At 48.0% G+C, this 20,075-nt stretch carries 18 protein-coding genes; 5 read left to right on the top strand and 13 right to left on the bottom strand.

Annotated elements, in window-relative coordinates; all coding sequences use genetic code 11:
- Positions 1 to 94: 94 nt before the first annotated feature.
- The 3 genes from GN278_14975 to GN278_14965 all read right to left on the bottom strand — a co-directional run bounded on the left by GN278_14975 (position 95) and on the right by GN278_14965 (position 2,830).
- Positions 95 to 673 carry a DUF3726 domain-containing protein gene (locus GN278_14975; protein ID XAT61950.1) on the bottom strand — a complete coding sequence of 193 codons (579 nt, stop codon included), beginning with the start codon at positions 671 to 673 and terminating at the stop codon, positions 95 to 97.
- Positions 674 to 2,371 carry a hypothetical protein gene (locus tag GN278_14970; GenBank protein ID XAT61949.1) on the bottom strand — a complete coding sequence of 566 codons (1,698 nt, stop codon included), beginning with the start codon at positions 2,369 to 2,371 and terminating at the stop codon, positions 674 to 676.
- Between the two features lie 93 nt (positions 2,372 to 2,464).
- Positions 2,465 to 2,830, bottom strand: a complete 366-nt coding sequence (locus GN278_14965; GenBank protein XAT61948.1) for a hypothetical protein — start codon at positions 2,828 to 2,830, stop codon at positions 2,465 to 2,467.
- Positions 2,831 to 3,307: 477 nt separating this feature from the next.
- On the opposite strand from GN278_14965, the gene GN278_14960 reads away from it, so the two are divergent.
- The 3 genes from GN278_14960 (at position 3,308) to GN278_14950 (ending at position 6,363) form a co-directional block, all read left to right on the top strand.
- Positions 3,308 to 3,925, top strand: a complete 618-nt coding sequence (locus GN278_14960; protein ID XAT61947.1) for a response regulator — start codon at positions 3,308 to 3,310, stop codon at positions 3,923 to 3,925.
- An 87-nt stretch (positions 3,926 to 4,012) separates the two neighbouring features.
- Entirely contained in the window at positions 4,013 to 5,245 is a 1,233-nt protein-coding gene (locus GN278_14955; GenBank protein ID XAT61946.1) for an AMP-binding protein, read from the top strand.
- Complete coding sequence (locus GN278_14950) at positions 5,242 to 6,363, top strand: acetyl-CoA C-acyltransferase (GenBank protein ID XAT61945.1); 1,122 nt, start codon at positions 5,242 to 5,244, stop codon at positions 6,361 to 6,363. Before GN278_14955 ends, GN278_14950 begins: the two co-directional genes overlap by 4 nt.
- Here the strand turns inward: GN278_14950 and GN278_14945 are convergent.
- The 10 genes from GN278_14945 to GN278_14900 form a co-directional block, all read right to left on the bottom strand.
- A complete protein-coding gene (locus GN278_14945) occupies positions 6,360 to 6,908 on the bottom strand; it encodes a BioY family transporter (GenBank protein ID XAT61944.1) in 549 nt (182 codons plus the stop codon). The genes GN278_14950 and GN278_14945 overlap by 4 nt on opposite strands.
- 13 nt (positions 6,909 to 6,921) lie before the next feature.
- Positions 6,922 to 7,527: an energy-coupling factor transporter transmembrane protein EcfT gene (locus tag GN278_14940; GenBank protein XAT61943.1), complete on the bottom strand. Its 606-nt coding sequence runs from the start codon at positions 7,525 to 7,527 to the stop codon at positions 6,922 to 6,924.
- A complete protein-coding gene (locus GN278_14935) occupies positions 7,527 to 8,228 on the bottom strand; it encodes an ATP-binding cassette domain-containing protein (protein ID XAT61942.1) in 702 nt (233 codons plus the stop codon). The genes GN278_14940 and GN278_14935 overlap by 1 nt, the downstream gene beginning before the upstream one ends.
- Positions 8,229 to 8,430: 202 nt before the next feature.
- A complete protein-coding gene (locus GN278_14930) occupies positions 8,431 to 9,870 on the bottom strand; it encodes an aldehyde dehydrogenase family protein (GenBank protein XAT61941.1) in 1,440 nt (479 codons plus the stop codon).
- Between the two features lie 263 nt (positions 9,871 to 10,133).
- Complete coding sequence (gene pnp / locus GN278_14925) at positions 10,134 to 12,275, bottom strand: polyribonucleotide nucleotidyltransferase (GenBank protein XAT61940.1); 2,142 nt, start codon at positions 12,273 to 12,275, stop codon at positions 10,134 to 10,136.
- 303 nt (positions 12,276 to 12,578) lie between these two features.
- Positions 12,579 to 12,848 carry a 30S ribosomal protein S15 gene (gene rpsO / locus GN278_14920; GenBank protein XAT61939.1) on the bottom strand — a complete coding sequence of 90 codons (270 nt, stop codon included), beginning with the start codon at positions 12,846 to 12,848 and terminating at the stop codon, positions 12,579 to 12,581.
- 142 nt (positions 12,849 to 12,990) lie between these two features.
- Positions 12,991 to 14,955, bottom strand: a complete 1,965-nt coding sequence (locus GN278_14915; protein XAT61938.1) for a hypothetical protein — start codon at positions 14,953 to 14,955, stop codon at positions 12,991 to 12,993.
- 316 nt (positions 14,956 to 15,271) lie between these two features.
- The gene (locus tag GN278_14910) at positions 15,272 to 15,802 is read right to left on the bottom strand and encodes a DUF1643 domain-containing protein (protein XAT61937.1); all 531 of its coding nucleotides are present in this window, start codon (positions 15,800 to 15,802) and stop codon (positions 15,272 to 15,274) included.
- A 114-nt stretch (positions 15,803 to 15,916) separates the two neighbouring features.
- Positions 15,917 to 16,846, bottom strand: coding sequence for a tRNA pseudouridine(55) synthase TruB (gene truB / locus GN278_14905; protein XAT61936.1), 930 nt, complete (start codon positions 16,844 to 16,846; stop codon positions 15,917 to 15,919).
- Between the two features lie 98 nt (positions 16,847 to 16,944).
- On the bottom strand, positions 16,945 to 18,423 hold the full coding sequence (locus GN278_14900; GenBank protein XAT61935.1) for a succinate-semialdehyde dehydrogenase: 1,479 nt from the start codon (positions 18,421 to 18,423) through the stop codon (positions 16,945 to 16,947).
- Between the two features lie 79 nt (positions 18,424 to 18,502).
- Here GN278_14900 and GN278_14895 point away from each other — a divergent pair, with 79 nt between their 5' ends.
- Positions 18,503 to 19,294 (top strand): alpha/beta fold hydrolase, encoded by a 792-nt coding sequence (locus GN278_14895; protein XAT62693.1) that lies wholly within the window; start codon positions 18,503 to 18,505, stop codon positions 19,292 to 19,294.
- Positions 19,295 to 19,301: 7 nt separating this feature from the next.
- Positions 19,302 to 20,066 (top strand): phosphotransferase, encoded by a 765-nt coding sequence (locus GN278_14890; protein XAT61934.1) that lies wholly within the window; start codon positions 19,302 to 19,304, stop codon positions 20,064 to 20,066.
- Positions 20,067 to 20,075 lie beyond the last annotated feature (9 nt).

Below are 20,075 nucleotides of genomic sequence, written 5' to 3'. Positions count from 1 at the left end.
CTTTATGAGCCCCGCCTTTATGGCGGGGTTTTTATTCTGGCCCAGCCGAGGGCTATTGGAAAGATGGGTTTTAGCGCTGTGCCAATTATATAAGTTAGTCATTGTCGTTTAATCCGGCCCCAGCACCAGAGATCCGGCTGGCTTCTGTCGAAGGGGCGTAGGTATTGAATGCCAAAGCTGTCAGTTTTGCGTAGTGATGATCTGAGATTATTGCTCTATCGAGGGCAACTTGCTTTTGTCCTTGCGGGGTCTTTGCAATCCCAATCGAAAGTGAGGTGGTGGTTGTGACATTAAATCCTTCTAAAGTCACGGCAAAAAGCTCTTGGTTTTTTATATAAGCTTCAAAGTTTTCCCATTTACAGCAATAGCATTGATCCGATGTAGCGGTGGATAAAGCAATAAAGGCAAGAAGAATCCCCGGCGTGTTCACGGGCTTGGGAAACGTAATTTGAGATAACTCATCGGGTGAGTCACAAAGTTGTGCACCTACCTCAAGGACACTCTGCTTTGATGGGTTTTCCAGTGCCTCTAGCAAAATCGGAGCAGACTCAAGACCTAGTGCGGATAAGGTTCTAACGGCTTTTCCAGCTTCTTCGGCTAAACCCCATGCGAGTCCGCAGCCACGCGCAGCCTTATACGCAAGCGCTTCGTATTCATTTAAGGAATAGTTCACTTAGGGCTCCAAAACAGGATAGACCCAGTCATCAATTGCTTCGTTCGGGAGGTCACTCGGAAATGGCGCACCTTTGAACATGTTAATGCGCACCCACCGATCTGAGCGTGGATCAAAATGGCCTGCCCCAAAAAAGGAAAGCTTTGCTCTTAATAAGTCAATTGGAAGCATCTTTGCATCAATTGTATTGTCACGAATTTCTGCAAATTCAAACCTTGAGACGATTTGGCAACGACGCACAGTATGTCGATGTTCTGGATGCGCCACCAAGAACGCTGCTATTTTTTCGTGGTCGCTCCAATTTTCCAGAGCCATGTAAAGAGCAGCAGCATCGCGCCCGGGCTGCAAAGGTTGTTCGTAATCTGCGATGTCTTCCTCAAACCGCTCACCTAGTCTTGGCTCAAGCTTTTCTTCTGATACGTACCATGCACGAGCATTAGCTAATTTATTGCTCCAATCAATCTTAAGAGCCCAATCATATATTGTATCAAGTATCTGACTTAATCTTCCGATGGTCATAGACCCATCTATGCGAAATCCTTTGGTTTCATCAGCGCTCATGCAGTGACTTAAGCCGTCAATCATATCCCCATAGGGCTCTAACATAAGTGAGACAAGCAGCTCTTGACCTTCGAGACTAAGCTCTTTCTCAGCCCAGTAATATAAACTGTCCCAAAGAAAAGTTGTGGTTTGATCAAGATTGGTGATTTTCAGACTTAAAATAGCAAGATCTTGCTCTAAAGACGCCAGTTTTTTTCTTTGAATAGGATGCTCTGACTGCCAAGTCTCAATGTTCTTTATGACTCTTGGTAAAAGGGATTTAAACATTTGGAAATCTTCTGGTGCAACCAATTCCACGCTACGCACTCTTGCTAAAGCCTCTTCTTTGGCTGCAATCCAGTTATTCAAAAGCATTGGATGTTTAATTATAAAAGGGGCCATACCTAGACCAGTTGAGTTGCCAATACCAAACTTGCGGCGAAGTGAAGGCTTCAACTTTACGGCCGTTTCCGGAGCTTTTGCATGCGCCATATGCTCTACCAAATCCATTACAAAAGTTCTGATCAGGTAGACCGTAAGCATTTCAACTTGAAAAGAGCCTTGAAATTCTGGGCGCTCCAATAGTGTTTCCCGGTCGGCGGCGCCAAATTTTCCTGAGCCGTATACCGCCGTGGTACGCATTAAATATCCGACTTCCTCAATTAAGTTTAACTTGGGCTGATCCCCGACAGCCAACGAATTGACAACATGATCCCAAAGCCGAACAGAACGGTTTGCCCGAGAAAGGCTCAACTCTTTCTTCGACACTCGGCCAGCTTCTTGAACTGGTATGTTTTTTCCTAACCGGTCAAGATCAGAAAGTGTGGGGACGCCATCAAAAAGGGCGAAGCTTGCATCCCATTCGGAGGCTATGACACGGTCTGAACGTTTTTCGGGTGGCAAGTCGTTGGCAAATGCCACTAGGGAATATCGGTGTTTTCCAGTGTTGGCGGTGTATATCGCCCGTCCAACGCCTTGTGAGTTAATGTCAAAAAGAGATTTCTCAAAGGTCCAGTTTTCTGATGCAGCACGCCTAAGAAGCACACGCATAAATGAAAGCCTTGTTTGATGGAAAGACCCCATGCGTGCTAATTTCATTATGTCTGATGCTTGTCGTAGAGGTTTCGATCCATCCAACTCTGTTTTGGCGACTTGCATTTTATCCTCCATTAATTCAAAGTTTTATCGCTTAGCTAAAGATGAAAAAACCGCCCAAAAACGACTTGTAAAACCAAATTCGACAAGTTGCCTCTAGGGTTGCATAAGGCTTTTTATAATTAAGGCAGCTTTTGCTGCCTGCCAAATCTCCATCAACCTAGAAAGTTCTTTGAAAACCTCAGTTGCATTTCCGGTCTTAGCCATTGTTTCCATAATGTTTAGCTGTTGCTGCACCCCACTGATGCCTAAAGCTGCTGAGGATCCTGCTGATTTGTGAATACTACCAATAAGAGTTTCAAAATCATCCTGATCTTTTTCGAAATTTGAAATTTGGCTGATTAAGCCTTCTAGCTCTAGCTTAAATCTATCGATTAAAATAACAGTGCTGTCTGATCCCAATTGCCGTTGGAGTTCAGATAATTGATCAACATTAATTAAGTTTGAGTTTTGAGATTCCATTTATTACCCTTCAATATAATTAGAGTTAGTTAGGCGAATAGCAAAGTGGGTCATATAATGAAAAATACACGTTAACTTCGCAATAGCTCTTTATACATATAATCATATTTACCAAATAATAGGGCGCATGCACGTATGAAAACATGACTTTCGGTAGTCCAACTTACTGGCATCATGTCATTTTGGCGTTCACTCAAAGTCTTTCCTCCATTATAGGCTCATACATACCTTTAAAACTAATTGATTTAATTATAAAATTTCAATGTTGGAACTGTTGTGATCTCGTCCAGAATAAAACCTGATTCAAAGAGGTGCCTTAAGTTCAAACAAGCCTTTTGGGCCTTTTCCCAGTGCTATCGGATAGTTGTGCTCTTATTATTAAGAGCCTTGAGGAAGCATTTGAGGTTGTTTTTAAGACTATTTTGTCACATTATCTACCTTAGGGGAGATGCTGTTGTTAAAAGTGAAAGTTGATAGATGAAAATACTAATTGCTGATGACCATGACTTACTAAAGGATACGCTTGTTTTATTCGTACAGGCAGAAGGCAGTATCGAAACCGTGACCGCTTCTGATTTAGATGAAGCTTTAGCGATTGTGGATGCGCAAGGTCCTTTTGACCTTATTATGCTGGACTATAATATGCCGGGAATGTCAGGATTAACGGGCCTGAAACGTGCGTTAACCCATAATGGCGATCAAAAAGTCGCCTTGATGTCCGGAATTGCAACACGCTCAATTGCGGAAGAAGCCCTCGCTTTAGGGGCAGCCGGCTTTATTCCCAAAACTATATCGGCAAAATCTCTTATTAACGCCATAAAGTTCATGGCTATGGGTGAGAAATATGCTCCCATTGATTTTATGACTGCCGAAGATGAGGCTGCCGCCCCAAATCCATTGGCTGAAAAACTTTCACGCCGTGAGCTGCAGGTTTTAGAAGGGCTCTCGCAAGGTAAATCAAACAAGGAAATCGCGCGTGATTTGGATTTACAAGAGCCCACTATCAAACTGCACGTGAAAACCCTTTACCGAAAAATTGGTGCTGGAAATCGTACACAAGCTGCATTGATTGCAAAAGATGAGGGCCTTTTTTAGAGCTTATGATACGTTAGGGGATTTTCAGAAAGCATTTTATGCTTTCTGAGAGGCTTACTTATTTTAAAGAAGAGCGAAATGCATTAAATGAGCAGTGAGGCTTTTTCTTGGCATTCCGAGGCGATTTTATACACCCCTCTAGGAGCGTCTATATCAGCAAAATCTAGTTTGGCCGAAGACCCTAAGCAAACTCATCCAGTGGCAGCGTTCCTAAAGTTACTGCAGGACGGGCATGCACCACTCGTTAAAAGTGATGGCACCAGTGCAATTGGTCCAAAAGCTGCTGTGGGAAATATGTTTTACAGCTCGTCTGGTGGCTCGACCGGTGAGCCAAAGCTGATTTGCCGAAGTTGTAAAAGTTGGGCTCTTAGCTTTCAAGAAAACGCAAAACTTTTCACGCTTAAGCATAAAAAATCCTATGCAACCTTTGGGCATTTGTCACACTCATTAACGCTTTATGCTGCACTCGAAGCTTTAACGACTGGCGCTGAATACCACCCGCTTGAAGGCCTTGGAACAAAACAACAATTGAAAATGATTGCTTATAGGGAAATTCAGATCCTTTACGCCACACCAACCCAACTGCGTATATTGACAAAATCTGCCACTTTACAGAGCCGCTTAAAAGCTGTGCGTGGGGTTATGATCGGAGGTGGTTGGCTCGATCGCGAAACAAAACAGCGCGTTCAAGAACTATGCCCAAATGCTGAAATAAAAGAGTTTTATGGAGCAGCAGAAACCAGTTTCATTACAATCAGTGATCCCTCTACGCCGCTGGGGTCAGTGGGCCAACCATATACGAGCGTACGCATAAAAATTTTAGATACTGCTGAAAACAAAGTTAAGGCAGGTAGTAGTGGAGAGATTTGGATAAAGTCTCCCTATCTTTTTTCCCATTATGCCGAAGGGGTAAAACAGCATACTCGTTGGCGAAACGGTTGGCTGAGTATCGGTGAAATAGGAAAACTTGATACAAAGGGCAACTTGTATCTAACGGGCAGGAAATCTAGGGCCTTCAAGATTGCAGATCAAAATATATACCCTGACGAAATAGAGGTGGCGCTTTGTAGACACCCAGACATTGTAATGGCTTTGGTGACAGACTTCCCAGACAAAATGCGCGGTGCCATAGCTGTCGGGGTCATCGCCACAAAATCAGAAGAAATGCCACAGGATATAAGGAATTGGTGCCGCCAAAACTTAAGTGCACGATCAATACCGGCGATTTTCTGTAATCTTCCAATTAAAGATTGGCCGCTTTTAAGCTCTGGAAAACCTGATATGACGGCAATAAAAAAGTTGGTCAGAGAGATGATATGAGAGAACGATCTGCCCATATCGTTTCTGCATTTCGAAGCATAGTATCCCCTCGTGGCGGTGACTTGGCACGGTTCAAGCCTTATGAGCTGGCTGCCCCCATTGTCAAAAAGCTGATCCATCACGCCGGTCTAGAAACAGATCAAGTTGACGAAATAATCGTATCAAATGCTCTTGGGGCAGGCGGCAATCCGGCGCGGCTTGTTGCCCTAGCTTCTGGCTTGCCTGAACGCGTCGCAGGGCTAAGCATAGACCGCCAATGCTGTGGCGGATTGGATGCATTGGGCTTGGCCCAGGCTATGATACAATCAGGTCATGCAGAGGCGATTATCGCAGGCGGTGTTGAAAGCTATTCACAAAGGCCGGTGCGATTAAGGAGCGATCATGGTGCAACCCCAACGATTGTGTATGATCAACCGCCCTTCACACCCGAAGCTGATCAAGACCCAAATATGGCAGAAGCTGCAGACCGAACATCAGATAGATTGAATATTTCACGTTTTGAACAAGATGAATGGGCCGTTCGCAGTCACCGCTTGGCAATGGATGCGCGACAGGCCCTCAAATTAGAGATTGTGCCTATTTCAGTAGGTATAAAAGAGTATGACACTTATTCGCGTAATTTAACGCCAAAGGTTTGTCGTCGGGCACCAGTAATTTTTGGCAATATAACCCATGGCAATAGCGCAGTTGCAGCCGACGCGGCGGCCTTTTGTCTTATAGTTTCGGATGCGCTTGCGCGTGATTTAAAAAAGCCAAGTCTTCGCATCTTAAAATCCGTCACGCAAGGTGCGGATCCTGCCTATCCAGCGTTGGCACCGGTTTTTGCCATTAAAAATGCATTAAAACAGACAGAAATTAGTATTGATCAGATTGATCAGATCGAGCTGATGGAAGCCTACGCGGCTCAAGCTCTTGCATGCATTTCCTGTTGTGGACTAGACCCCGCGCGAACAAATATTAAAGGTGGAGCGCTGGCCAGAGGGCACCCAATTGGTGCCTCCGGTACTATTCTCGCAGTGCGGCTTTTCCATGACCTGATAGAGCAAAAAGGCAAGCTAGGGCTTGCCTCAATTGCAGCTGCTGGCGGGCTTGGCAGCGCAGTAATTTTGCAGGCCTAAGCTCGCGATAACAAGCTTGCTGGGCGCGCTTGGGCCAACATGGAAGTTATAAAACCGGCCAAAACCGCCTTTAGTATATCTCCTGGCATAAAAGGGAGCATCGCAACCACCAAGGCCTCATTCAAACCTGCAGGTTTTGTAAGCATATAAAATGGAACTGCAATTAAGTATAGCGCACCAATTCCACCAATTATGGCGCTGCTGCCTGCGACCATGCCGATATTTTCTGACCGCCACCGTTCCATTACCAAGCCGGTAATATATGCGGCAACTGGGAAGCCAAATAGAAACCCCGCCCAAGGTGTCGTAAAGACGCCCAGTCCACCGCGTCCACCGGAGAGAAGGGGCAATCCAAGGGCGATTAGAAAAATAAACAAAAGAACTGCCAGACCGCCCCGCTTTGAACCTAAAACTGTTCCGCAGAGCATGATGCCCATGCTTTGAGCTGTAATTGGGATACCGCTGGCTAATGTTATTTTCGGCAGTAATCCCAATGCTGCAATAATTGCCGCAAAAAGAGCGATCATCACAATGTTCTTTTCCATTTGTTTCCCATTTCTAGAGTTTTTCAAGCCCACCCCGGGCTCGGATTGCTTCGGCTATGTGATCTGCATCATCCACCGCGATAAGCGCAAGTGGTAAAACAATTCGCCAGTTACCATTTTTGGAAGTTCGCGCCCTGTAGGCCTGTGCTAAAATAGCGCTTTTCTCAATCAAAACAGGTGTAAAGCGTATAAACAGACCTATCGCAAAAGCTATGGGTTCAGGACGTAGGCCAAATCGCCTTAGAGGCGCCAAGCTGGCAAAGATTACTTTAATCATTTTGTCCATCGCTGTTGTGATTGTGACTAAGTTTGCAAATCCGACAGCAGCCACCATGCGAAGCAAAATTCTTACGCCTGAATCCACTTGCCAAGTAAAGCTATGCCAAAGCAAAATAATGGCCACGAACGGCCATAATGGCCAAAGCAATTTTAGCATATATTTAAAAAACAACCGTCCTTGCGATGCTGCTGCAGCAAATGGCAAAAAAGTTAGAACGCCTAGAAAGAGTAGGCTGTCGATGATAAATAGAAGGGTTGTGATGCCCAATAGTAATACCAGCTTTAGCTCTGTTGGCCATTGGTGGAATATTGTCTTGTGAGGAGAATGCAGCGCCAGCATTAGAGCGCATAAACCTTTTGCATAGCTACTTCAAAATTTGGCAAAACTTCAGCCGGTGGTGCATCTTGTTGGACGCATCCCTGTTCTAACCAAATCGCTCTGTCATATGACGCGATGCTATTGGTATCATGCGTGATCTGCAAAATGGTTTGATCGAGATCCGCAAGCAATCCAGCCAAGTAACTTTTGGTCGGAAGGTCCAAGCCAGAAAAAGGTTCGTCTAATACGAGCAAACGTGGTGACATTGCCAAGATTGACAATAGACATACTAGGTGTCGTTGCCCCTGTGATAGGCTGACAATTGCACGATCTGACCAGTCTAAACACCCAAATTGGTTTAGGATAGACTTGGCCTGATGATTGGCGGTTTCAGAGGGTTGCCCGATTTGGCGCAAACCGAAAGAAATTTCTTCTAAGACTGTTGGGAAAATAATTTGATGATCAGGGTTTTGAAATAAAAGCCCAACGGTTTGAACAGCCATTTTGCGATCATTTAGAACGTCAATTCCATCCACTGTGACGCAGCCTTCGCTCGGTGCAATTAAGCCGCAGATCAAACGGGCGAGTGTTGATTTTCCCGAGCCGTTGCGACCAATAACAGCAATGCGCTTTTCAGTCGTTCTTAGCGAAAGATCGGATATAACAGTACAGCCATCAAAGTCCAAAGAGACCTTTTCAAGCTGAATTTTACAAGCTGTCATTAACCTTCTCCACGGCCTAAAGCCACCTTGCTTAGACGCAAAGGAGGGTTTGGTTGTCAACCCAAGAAAGGGTGTCATTCAAGCAGGCTGATGAATTCAAAAGTGCTTTTTCAGTTGAATCGGAATTTTGCGAATAAGTTCACCACAAATTATGCCTTGCCGCCGAAAAGCCCTACAAAATTTATCAGCCCAATTTTCAAAATTACTCTGATGACCACCCCGAAATGGATTTAACCTCGAGAAAATCTTCAATTCCCCAAACGCCGCCTTCGCGCCCATTTCCAGACTTTTTCATGCCGCCAAAAGGAGAGCCAGCACCCCGAGATTGGCCGTTCATTTCCACCATACCAGAACGAAGCGATCGCGCTAAACGGTTGGCTTTGACGCTGTCTTGGGTTTGAACATAGTTGGTCAGACCATATTCGGTGTCATTTGCGATATTTGTGGCTTCTTTTTCGGTATCAAAGGGAATGATTGACAAAACGGGTCCGAAAATTTCTTCTACAGCAATCGTCATGCTTGGATTTACATCCGCAAATACGGTTGGCCTCACATAAAAGCCTTTGTTCATACCATTGGGACGCCCGGTGCCACCTGCAACAAGCCGCGCACCCTCATCGATACCCTTTTGGATCAAGGTCTGAATTTTATTGAACTGTACTTCATTTACTACTGGACCGATATGCCGACCTTCTTCCGAAGCAGGCGCCACGGAAACAACTTCCGCGGCCTGTATCGCCGTTTCGACTGCCTGATCATAAATAGACCGCTCAACCAGCATGCGGGTTGGTGCATTACAAGACTGGCCCGTGTTGTTCATACAATGTAAAACACCGCGCTTGACGGCTTTTTCATCGGCATCAGCAAACACGATATTTGCACCTTTGCCTCCAAGTTCTAGGTGGACTTTCTTCAGTGTTTCAGCTGCATTTTTTGAAATAGCAGTTCCGGCGCGGGTTGATCCGGTAAAGCTGACCATATCCACATCTGGATGCCCAGAAAGTTGCGTACCAACGCCCACACCATCACCGTTGACTAAGTTGAAAACACCAGGGGGAAACCCTGCTTCATCCATCATCTCAGCAAAAATTAGAGCGTTTAATGGGCTTTCCTCGGATGGCTTAAGTACCATTGTACATCCGGCAACTGCTGCTGCGCCAACTTTCAATGTAACTTGGTTCATTGGCCAGTTCCAAGGGGTGATTAAAGCACAAACACCAAAGGCTTCGTAAATAATCCGGTCATTGGGGGCGTGATCCCCCAAAGGCCGTTCAAACTGAAAAGTTTTTGCGGCCCGAATAAAGTTCTTCAGATGTCCAAAACCGGCACCGACCTGCTGAGTCCGCGCCATATCGATAGGTGCGCCCATCTCAAGGCTCATTGCCTGAGCCAAATCCTCCGTGCGAGATTTGTAAATATCGAGCAGCTTTTCAACCAAGGCAATACGCTCTTGGACAGGGGTTGCCATCCAAGATGGAAAGGCTGAGTTTGCCGCGGCAACGGCAGCGTCAGTGTCGGCCTGCCCACCTAGTGAAATCACTGCTGCAGCTTCTTCGTTAGAAGGATTGATGACTTTATGGTCTCTACCTTCGATGGGATCGACCCACTGTCCATTGATATAGAACTGGCGTTTTTCAATCATTTTTGATGTCCCTTCGATTATCTGAAAATATATCCCAAATCCGACTCACGCGCATCTTTTCAAGCTTCTATGAGAATGACAAGCCTGTTGTCTAGGCTTTGGGATTGGATCGCCTTAAGCACTAAGAGCACTTTTCAAAACTGCTTTGCCAACTCATCTCTTTATTCGTTATGGAAATAAAAGCGCCCCAAAACTGTAGGGGCGCAATTTTCTTTAGTTATTGATAAAACAAAACTTTATCGCTGAACCGTGTTGGCCATGCTTTAGGTATCTGCTTTTTCTTTTTTCTCTTCGGCAATCTCTTGCCCGGTTTCTTGATCAACCATTTTCATTGCAAGGCGCACTTTACCTCGATCATCAAAACCAAGCAACTTGACTTTGACATCTTGGCCTTCTTTTAGAACGTCTGATGGATGGTTCAAACGCCGGTTTTCAATCTGGCTAACATGCACCAAGCCGTCGCGTTTTCCAAAGAAGTTCACGAAGGCACCAAAATCGACGATTTTTACAACCTTGCCGTCGTAAACTTTTCCGGCCTCTGGTTCCGCAACGATTGAGTGGATCATTTCATAAGCCTTTTTGATCGACTCTCCATCAGGTGATGCAATCTTAATCACACCATCATCGTTGATATCCACCTTGGCTCCGGATGTTTCAACAATTTCACGGATAACTTTCCCGCCTGATCCAATCACTTCGCGGATTTTATCAGTTGGAATATTCATGGTTTCGATGCGCGGAGCATGAATGCTAAAATCCGCCGCCTCGGTTAGGGCTTTGGCCATTTCACCCAGAATATGCATCCGTCCATCTTTTGCTTGGGACAAGGCTTGTTTCATGATTTCTGGTGTGATGCCTGCAACCTTGATGTCCATTTGCAAAGACGTGATACCATTTTCAGTTCCGGCTACTTTGAAATCCATGTCTCCCAAGTGATCTTCATCACCTAGAATGTCTGTAAGGATCGCAAAGTCACCATCATCTTCAAGTATCAAGCCCATAGCAACGCCAGCAACCGGTGCTTTGAGGGGTACACCAGCATCCATCATGGAAAGCGAACCACCACAAACAGATGCCATAGAGGATGATCCATTTGACTCGGTAATTTCAGAAACGACACGAATTGTATAAGGAAAATCAGTTGCAGCAGGAAGAACTGCTTGCAGTGCCCGCCATGCCAGTTTTCCATGCCCTACTTCGCGCCGACCGGGAGGTCCAACACGTCCGACCTCGCCCACCGAATAGGGAGGAAAGTTATAGTGCAGTAAGAAATTGCTGCGGGAATTGGCATGCAAAGCATCAATGATCTGCTCATCATCTCCGGTACCAAGCGTTGTTACCACTAACGCCTGGGTTTCACCGCGTGTGAACAGCGACGATCCATGGGTTCGTGGTAAGAGGCCTGTTTCAGACACGATTTGGCGCACATCAGTAGTTGAGCGGCCATCAATACGATTGCCGCCTTTTACCACGTCGCCGCGCAGAATTCCGGCTTCAAGCTTTTTCATGGCTGACCCCAGTTGTGGGTCTGCAAGCTGTTCTTCGCTTAGGGCATCTTTAATGTTGGTGCGTGCCGCTGCAACTGCACTGGTACGCTCTTGCTTATCAGTGATTGCAAAAGCAGTTCGCATGTCCTTATCACCAGCTGATTTAACGGCTTCATATAGTTCGCTATAATCAGGAGCAATAAATTCAAAGGGCTCTTTGGCGGCGTCTTCTGCTAGATCTATGATCAGATCAATGACAGGTTGAATTTGTTCATGGGCAAAAACAACCGCATTGAGCATTTCCTCTTCCGAAAGCTCATAGGCCTCTGACTCAACCATCATCACAGCGTCTTTTGTTCCCGCAACAATCAGATCAAGCCGCTGATCTGGGTCAATCCGAAGATCGTCCATATCGTCAACTGTGGGGTTCAGCACATATTCGCCGTCGGTGTAGCCAACGCGGCATCCCGCAATTGGACCCATAAATGGTGCACCAGAAATTGTAAGAGCTGCTGAGGCTGCGATCATTGCCACAATATCTGGATCGTTCACCAGATCATGGCTGAGAACGGTGCACATGACCAAGACTTCGTTTTTAAAGCCGTCCACAAACAAGGGACGAATTGGGCGGTCTATCAACCGCGCGGTGAGCGTTTCTTTTTCGGATGGCCGTGCTTCACGTTTAAAGAAGCCGCCTGGAATTTTTCCTGCGGCATAGTATTTTTCTTGATAGTGAACAGTCAGAGGGAAAAAATCCTGACCGGGTTTTTGTTCTTTGGCAAAGGTGACATTTGCCATGACTGAGGTTTCACCCAAAGTGGCTATTACTGTTCCGTCTGCCTGACGGGCCGCTTTGCCTGTTTCTAAGATGAGGGTATCTTCCCCCCACTGCATTGATTTTTTTGTTACATTAAACATCTGCGTTTCCTAAGTTGGTCCGTTGACCATTTGCATAGAGGGCGAATTCCCTCTGACCCCGATATCTTCTTTGTCGGGCGCTGGGGTCCGGGCGCCGGATTTCAGATATATGGCGTGTATAGGAGAAATCAAAGAAAGCAAATGCCAAATCGTTTTTGCACTGTGGTGTTGGAAAAAAACATCCATTCTTTCGGGGAAATCTTACCCGTGTCAGTTTACACACGAATTGAAAAATTCCCCTAAAAAAATAAAAACCCGCGCCCCAATGGGATGCGGGTTCAAGAACGATTTTACTTGTGTTGCTTAGCGGCGAATGCCGAGCCGTTTGATCAGATCCTGATAGCGCGCATCTTCTACGCCTTTTAAGTAATCCAAAAGCTTACGACGCTGCGCGACCAATTTCAAAAGTCCACGACGTGAATGGTTGTCTTTCTTGTGGGTTTTGAAGTGTTCGGTCAGGGTTGTGATCCGTGATGTCAGAATGGCCACTTGAACTTCTGGTGAGCCTGTATCGCCGTCCTTCGTGGCGAATTCTTTCATAACACGTGCTTTTTCTTCAGCAGTTATCGACATCGGGGTCTCCTTTTTATCTAAGGGTTAATGGCACAAGCCGGGATGTCGTCCAGCAAAGCCCATGGAGAAAAATCCACACAAGTGTGCAGACCAATTGGACATAGTCTGTTTGGATATAAATGAAAAGCAAAAATATCCCATATTAAGTATTGGCTTTGGAAAACCCGATATCGGCCAGAGAAAGTGGAGTTTCAGAGTTGATCGCAACTATTGCTTCGTTGTTTAGATAAACTACGGATTGGCCAATTTCGTTGGGTTCAACTCGTATATTTTTTAAACCTTGATCAAAGTTGGTTTCGTCAAGTATGATCTCGATTTGATCTTCATTTTCATTAAAATCAATGATTTGGGCACTTTTGTCGAAAGCTCCGGCTGAGGCGTCGATGGAAAATGTATCAGAGCCATCGCCGCCAGTTAAAACATCGGCTTCTTGTGCAATGAGTAAATCATCACCTCTACCACCCTTTAGAAAATCTCTAACGTCGTCTGAACCGCCCTCAAGATGGTCATTGCCATTTCCGCCAAACAGAACATCTTCGCCACTACCTCCATCTAAATGATCGTTCCCATCATTACCATAAAGGCCATCATCCCCTCGGCCGCCCAAAAGTGTGTCTTCGCCGGCGCCGCCTGTCAGGGTATCGTTGCCTTTGTTTCCGGACAGCTTGTCATCTCCCATGTCTCCCCAAAGTTGGTCTGCATGCGCACCGCCTCTTATCTGATCATCCCCGTCTCCACCGTGCAGATTATCATCCCCTCGGCCGCCCAAAAGCGTGTCTTCGCCGGCGCCGCCTGTCAGGGTATCGTCGCCTTTGTTACCGGACAGCTTGTCATCTCCCATGTCTCCCCAAAGTTGGTCTGCATGCGCACCGCCTCTTATCTGATCATCCCCGTCTCCACCGTACAGGTTATCTTCGCCGTGGCCGCCCAAAAGCGTGTCTTCGCCATCACCGCCATCCATATGATCCTCACCAGCGCTTCCGGTAAGGTGGTCGGAGCCTGCATATTCGTTGACCTGATCGTCGATTTCCGGTGCACCACTTAAATCATCTAAATCGGTGTCCGGAAGGCTTTCAGTTGAGGGAATCGCGACCATTCGTGTTTTTAGCGGCTTTTGTTGAACGTCACCTTCAGTTATCTCATCAGTATCTTCCAAAGCGGTTAGGTCAACATAGGAGGCCGTTGTTAGCACGATGTCCTTCTGCAACAGAGGTGTTTCAGAGTTGACCACAAGCACCTCCTCGTTGTTCAAATAGACAACGGAAGACCCGTCATCGTTTGTTTCTATGCGTATATTTTTTTGGCCTTGCTCGTAGTCTTCTTCATTGAGCATGATTTCAATCTGGTCTTCATTTGCATTAAAATCAATGATTTGCACACTTTGATCGAAAGCTCCGGCTGAGGCGTCGATGGCATAGGTATCAGAGCCTTCCCCACCGGTTAAAACATCCGCTTCTTGTGCAATGAGCAAATCATCCCCTTGGCCGCCATTTAAAAAGTCTCTTACAGTGTCTGAGCCACCCTCAACATGGTCATCGCCGTTTCCGCCAAACAGCACGTCCTCACCGGCACCTCCGTTTAAGCTATCATTCCCATCATTGCCGTGTAGACCATCATCGCCGTCATTCCCTAAAAGGTTATCTGCACCGGCACCACCGTTCAGAGTATCATTGCCATTGTTGCCGGACAGCGTGTCGTTGCCCATGTGCCCCCAGAGTTTGTCAGCATCGCTGCCGCCTTGGATTTGATCATCGCCAAAACCGCCATGCAGGTCGTCGTTGCCACGCTCGCCGAGCAGCGTATCATTGCCGTCACCGCCAAGCATCTGATCATCGCCGCTGCCGCCCGACAACAGGTCATCGCCAGCATAACCATTGACTTGGTCATCGCCGTTCATGGCGTCAATGACGTCATCTAAATCTGTTCCGGATAGCACATCTGAGGCCGGTGTCGCTATATTTTGCGATGCCAATAGCTCTTCTTGTGCCTCGTCTTCTGCGGCTGCGTCGTCTTCTTCGAGGTCGGTTAGATCAACGTCAGCATCTATCGGGCCCATCATCAACCCACCCAGCATAAGCAGACCCACCATTCCAGTAAAAAATATCATTTCATCACTGCTCTTATAACGCCCCTTTATGATAGTGCGGGTTCAAGGGGGCTGGAACAATTGCAAATTGGAAAACTGGTTAATGATAGGCTTTAAAAAAGGTCGATATTCATACCAATAACTTACATTGCTGGAAGGGTCTGCTTTGCGCCAAGTTTTGCGATTAAAATGAAATTCAAATGCTGATGTTACAAACTTTATTTTCGAAAAAGCAAGGTCTACCCGGGCACATCACCACTACAGCGCTGGGCACTGGCCTGAAAACATTCATAAATTGTAAAAATGATGGCGCTAGCCACCGGGTGACGTCACTGTTTTAAACTGGGCTGTTGTCTGGTTTGATTTCCCAAAGTTGGGGTTGCGTTGTATAGCTTAAATAGAGTGGGTGCTTTGGATGCCCGGCTTTGGTCAATCCTAGATGGTAGATCGGCGCGTTAACCAATGCGAGCAATTTGGCCACCTCGGCTCCGCGTTCTAGGTGGGCGCCATGGGTGCCCCAGGCGGCAATAACCTGATCCGCCCATGTGCAAGCGTCGCGAATCGCTGCATCATTATCACAGCCCAAAGGATCGATAGCGGCGCGCATTTTCTTTGGATCTGTATCGCGCCAGGCAAAGATATTGGTGACACAAAATGCCCCAAAGCCCAAGGCACGCGCACGTTGCTCACAGCGCTCAACTGTTGGATCATTTTGTACTTCGGTCGCTGTGGATGGGTTCAGCATGACAAAATTGACTTTGCGCCCCTTAGGGTTCCAAACTCGGGTTAGGCTATAGCGATAGGCTAGACAATCTGAATAAATCGCGGTCGAAAAGGCATCACCTTTTTGATGGGTTTTGGTAATCATAGGTTTTAGTCCTACGCCTTTTATATGGGGTCGCACGCTTTAAAACTATTGCAAAACCTGCCCCCAGAAACCAGCCCAAAATGGCCTGAATCCGCTGTCTGTTTTGCGTCAGTATCACGTCAGTATCGCGGAGGTGCCAGAATGCAAAAACACGCGATTTGGGTGCAATTCACCCGATTTATAGATGCCGACGGCCACGGCCTGCCCGTCAACAGCAGTCCAGCAGGCATCGCCGTAGCTAAGATCATTTGAAATAACCATGCCCGGATTGCCGTTGCGCAGCCGCGCAGCCGCTTCGGCAGAGCAGGGCACTTGTGGCAAATCTTCAAGAGCTACTTCTAGAGGTACTAGGTGGCTGTCCAGCTTGGGCGTTCTCGCCATTTCTTCGATCTGTTCGAATGAAAGCCCATTGGCAACCTTGAACGGGCCTGCCCAAATGCGGCGCAGGTTGATCACATGGCCATAGCAGCCCAAGCTATTCCCCAAATCCCGCGCGATCGAGCGGACGTATCCGCCTTTGCCGCAGATCATCTCAAGCACAACATGATCTTGATCCGGCCGGTCAAGCATGATCAGGCTGTCGACAAAAAGCGGCCGCGCTTTTAGTTCCATCTCTTTGCCGGCGCGGGCCAAAGCATAGGCGCGCTGGCCATCAACTTTAACCGCTGAAAATTTTGGTGGGATCTGTTCAATATCCCCAACAAAACCATTGAGCGCCTCTTTGAGACTTTCATCATCGGGGCGCAACTTGCTTTCCTTGATCACTTCGCCTTCCGCATCATCGGTATTGGTGGCCTGACCAAGCCGCACGGTAAATTCGTACCCCTTTAGCGCATCGGTCACATACGGCATGGTTTTGGTCGCCTCGCCTAGAGCCACCGCCAGAACGCCGGTTGCCTCGGGGTCAAGTGTTCCGGCATGGCCGGCTTTTTTAGCGTCCAATGCCCAGCGGACTTTGTTCACAACCGCCGCCGAGCTGATGCCAGCCGGTTTATCGACCACAATCCATCCGGAAATATCGCGTCCTTTGCGTCGGCGTGCCATTCTTGCTCCTGATACCCTTACAGTGGCGCTGCCTAAATCAGCGCGCAGCGCGCGTCAATTGCTTGCAGGTCAAATCAAGTGGTCCGGTTTTGGCTTTGTTAAACCGACATGCAGATGTACTTCATTTCCAGATAGTCGTCGATCCCATGGTGGCTGCCTTCGCGGCCAAGACCGGATTGTTTAACCCCGCCAAAGGGGGCGACTTCAGTTGATATTATGCCGGTATTCACCCCGACGATGCCATATTCTAGTGCTTCGGCGACTTTATAGACACGGCTGAGGTCTTTTGCATAGAAATATGAGGCCAGACCAAAGATGGTATCATTGGCCAAGGCGATCACCTCGTCTTCATCTTCAAACTTGAAAAGGGGTGCAAAGGGGCCAAAGGTTTCCTCGGTCGACACCGCCATATCTTTGGTGGCACCGGTCACAATTGTAGGGGCTAGGAAGTTGCCCGGCCCTTGAGGTGTTTCGCCGCCCAAAATCACTTTTGCACCTTTGGCAGTGGCATCTGCGATATGCTCTTGGACTTTGGTAATTGCTTCTGGGTTGATCAGCGGCCCTAGGGCCGTGTCTGCCGCCATCCCATCACCGACCTGCATTTTACCCACCGCAGCGGCAAGTTTTTCCGCAAAGGCATCATAGATACCGGCTTGAACATAAATCCGGTTGGCACAGACACAGGTCTGGCCATTATTGCGGAATTTGCACACGATAGCGCCTGCCACAGCGGCATCAAGATCAGCATCATCAAACACAATAAACGGCGCGTTGCCGCCAAGCTCCATGGAACATTTAACCACATTATCAGCCGCTTGGCGCAGCAGAATACGGCCCACTTCGGTAGAGCCGGTAAAGGTCAGCTTGCGCACCGCCGGGTTTTCACAAAATTCCTTGCCAATCTCTGAGGACCGAGATGAAGGAATAATGGATAGCACGCCTTTGGGAAGCCCCGCCCTGTCTGCCAGCACCCCCATCACCAAGGCCGAAAGCGGTGTTTCCTTTGCCGGGCGCGCCACAAAAGCGCAGCCCGCCGCTAGGGCCGGTCCGGCTTTGCGTGTGATCATCGCATTGGGAAAGTTCCAAGGCGTGATTGACGCGGCAACACCGATGGGCTGCTTCAGCACGGTGATGCGCTTGTCGGGTTGATGCCCGGGAATGGTTTCGCCGTAAATGCGTTTGGCCTCTTCGGCAAAAAACTCGATAAACGATGCGCCATAGGTGATCTCGCCGCGGGCTTCTGCAAGTGGCTTTCCCTGCTCAGCGGTAAGGATCAGTGCCAGATCTTCGGCGTTTTCCATCATGAGATCGTACCATTTGCGCAGGATCACACTGCGCTCTTTGCCGGTGCGCGCGGCCCATTCCTTTTGTGCGGCTTGGGCGGCGGCAATGGCCTCTGCGGCTTGCGCGCGGCTGAAATCGGCGACCTGCGCGATGACATCCCCACGGGCCGGATTGGTAACATCAAAGGTATCGCCCGTTGTGCCATCCACCCAATTACCGGCCAAATAGCCCTTGGTGGCCAGAAGGTCCGGGTCTTTCAACAAACCCGCCAAATTTGTCATTTCATCCAACATGTCCATCTCCTAAAAAACCGCTCGACTTTGGCCTAGCACCTCTGCAAACTATTTTAAAGCTTGCAATGAGGGATTTATGATAGATTACGATGATGCCTACGCCAACGCGGCGTATATTCCCAATGCAGAGGGCTTTGTTGAAACATGGACCCAAGAGGCGGAGGCATTTCGCGCGCAGGCTTTGGCGCAGGGCCGCGCTGAAATGGATATTCCCTACGGGTCAAGCACGCGGCAGAAATTTGATCGCTTTGCCCCGAAAGCGGCATCACATGGTGTGTTGATCTTTGTGCATGGGGGCTATTGGCTAAAGTTCGATAAATCCTACTGGTCGCATCTGGCCAAAGGCGCGGTTGAGCGCGGCTGGCATGTGGCGCTGCCCTCTTATGATCTATGCCCCGAGGTGCGTATCAGTGATATTACAGGTCAAATTGCCCGCGCGGTGCAGGTGATTGCCGATCGCTGCGACGGGGCGATTGTCCTTGCCGGTCATTCTGCCGGTGGCCATCTGGTGTCGCGCATGGGGGTCGGGGATCTGCTGCCAGACGCTGTTCATGCGCGTATTGCCCATGTGATGGCCATATCGCCGGTGTCGGATTTGCGCCCGCTTTTGCACACCGCGATGAACCGCTCGTTTCAAATGGATATGGCCGCAGCTGAGGCAGAAAGCCCCGCTTTGATGGCCAAACCAAGCTGTAAAGTCACGGTCTGGGTCGGTGCGGATGAGCGGCCAGTATTTCTGGATCAGGCGCGATGGCTGTCGCAGGCCTGGGATGCACCGTTGATGGTGGATGAAGATAAACATCATTTCGATGTGATCGAAGGCCTTGTTGATGCGCAAAGCGAGATGACAAACCGCCTTCTGGATGTGTGATGGGTAAATGAAAAGCCAAACAGTTGCTGGCGGACAGAACACAGTGCGTATTTCCGGGGATAGAGTCACCCGAACGCATCATCCTTGGAGCTTGGCCATACGTAAACTGCTAGCAGTATGTGCAGAAAAGCAGCTGGATTTTGTGCCCAAATGGCTCGGGCAAGATAAAGATGGAAACGAAGTCTTTGAATACATGGATGGCGAAGTGGGACACGATCCACTGCCCCATTTTTTGACCAGTGATGTGGCTGTTGACAGTGCGGGCAAAACCCTACGGCAATTCCATGACGCTACGCGCGAGCTTGTTAACGATGAAACTTTAACATGGCAGTTTGCGGCCAAGCAGCCGTCAGAAGTGATCTGCCACGGCGATTTTGCAAGCTACAACTGCACGTTCAAAGATGCAAAGGTGGTGGGCGTTTTTGATTTCGACTGCGCATTTCCCGCGCCTCGGCTTTGGGATATATCCTATGCGATTTATCGGTTTTCGCCCTTCTTGAATTTTGGCGAATTTGACGACGACTTTGGCGATGTGAAAAACAGGCTGCGCCGGATGTATTTATTCGTTGAGGCCTACGGCGAGACGTCCCAAACCGCGCGGGACGCCTTTGGGCTTATTCCTGAGCGGCTCGAGTCAATGGTTAATTGGATGTATCAAGAAGCGGCGCAAGGCAATGAACACTGTCAGCGTAGTTTGGATCAAGGGCATCACGCGCTTTATTTAAGAGATCATGATGCCATCAAAGCATTTTACCAAGCGGAATTACACTGAAAAAGTCAC

The sequence above is a fragment of the Rhodobacteraceae bacterium Araon29 genome, assembly GCA_039640505.1.
GTDB lineage: Bacteria > Pseudomonadota > Alphaproteobacteria > Rhodobacterales > Rhodobacteraceae > CABZJG01.
This window is presented reverse-complemented; position numbering and strand designations above follow the sequence as displayed.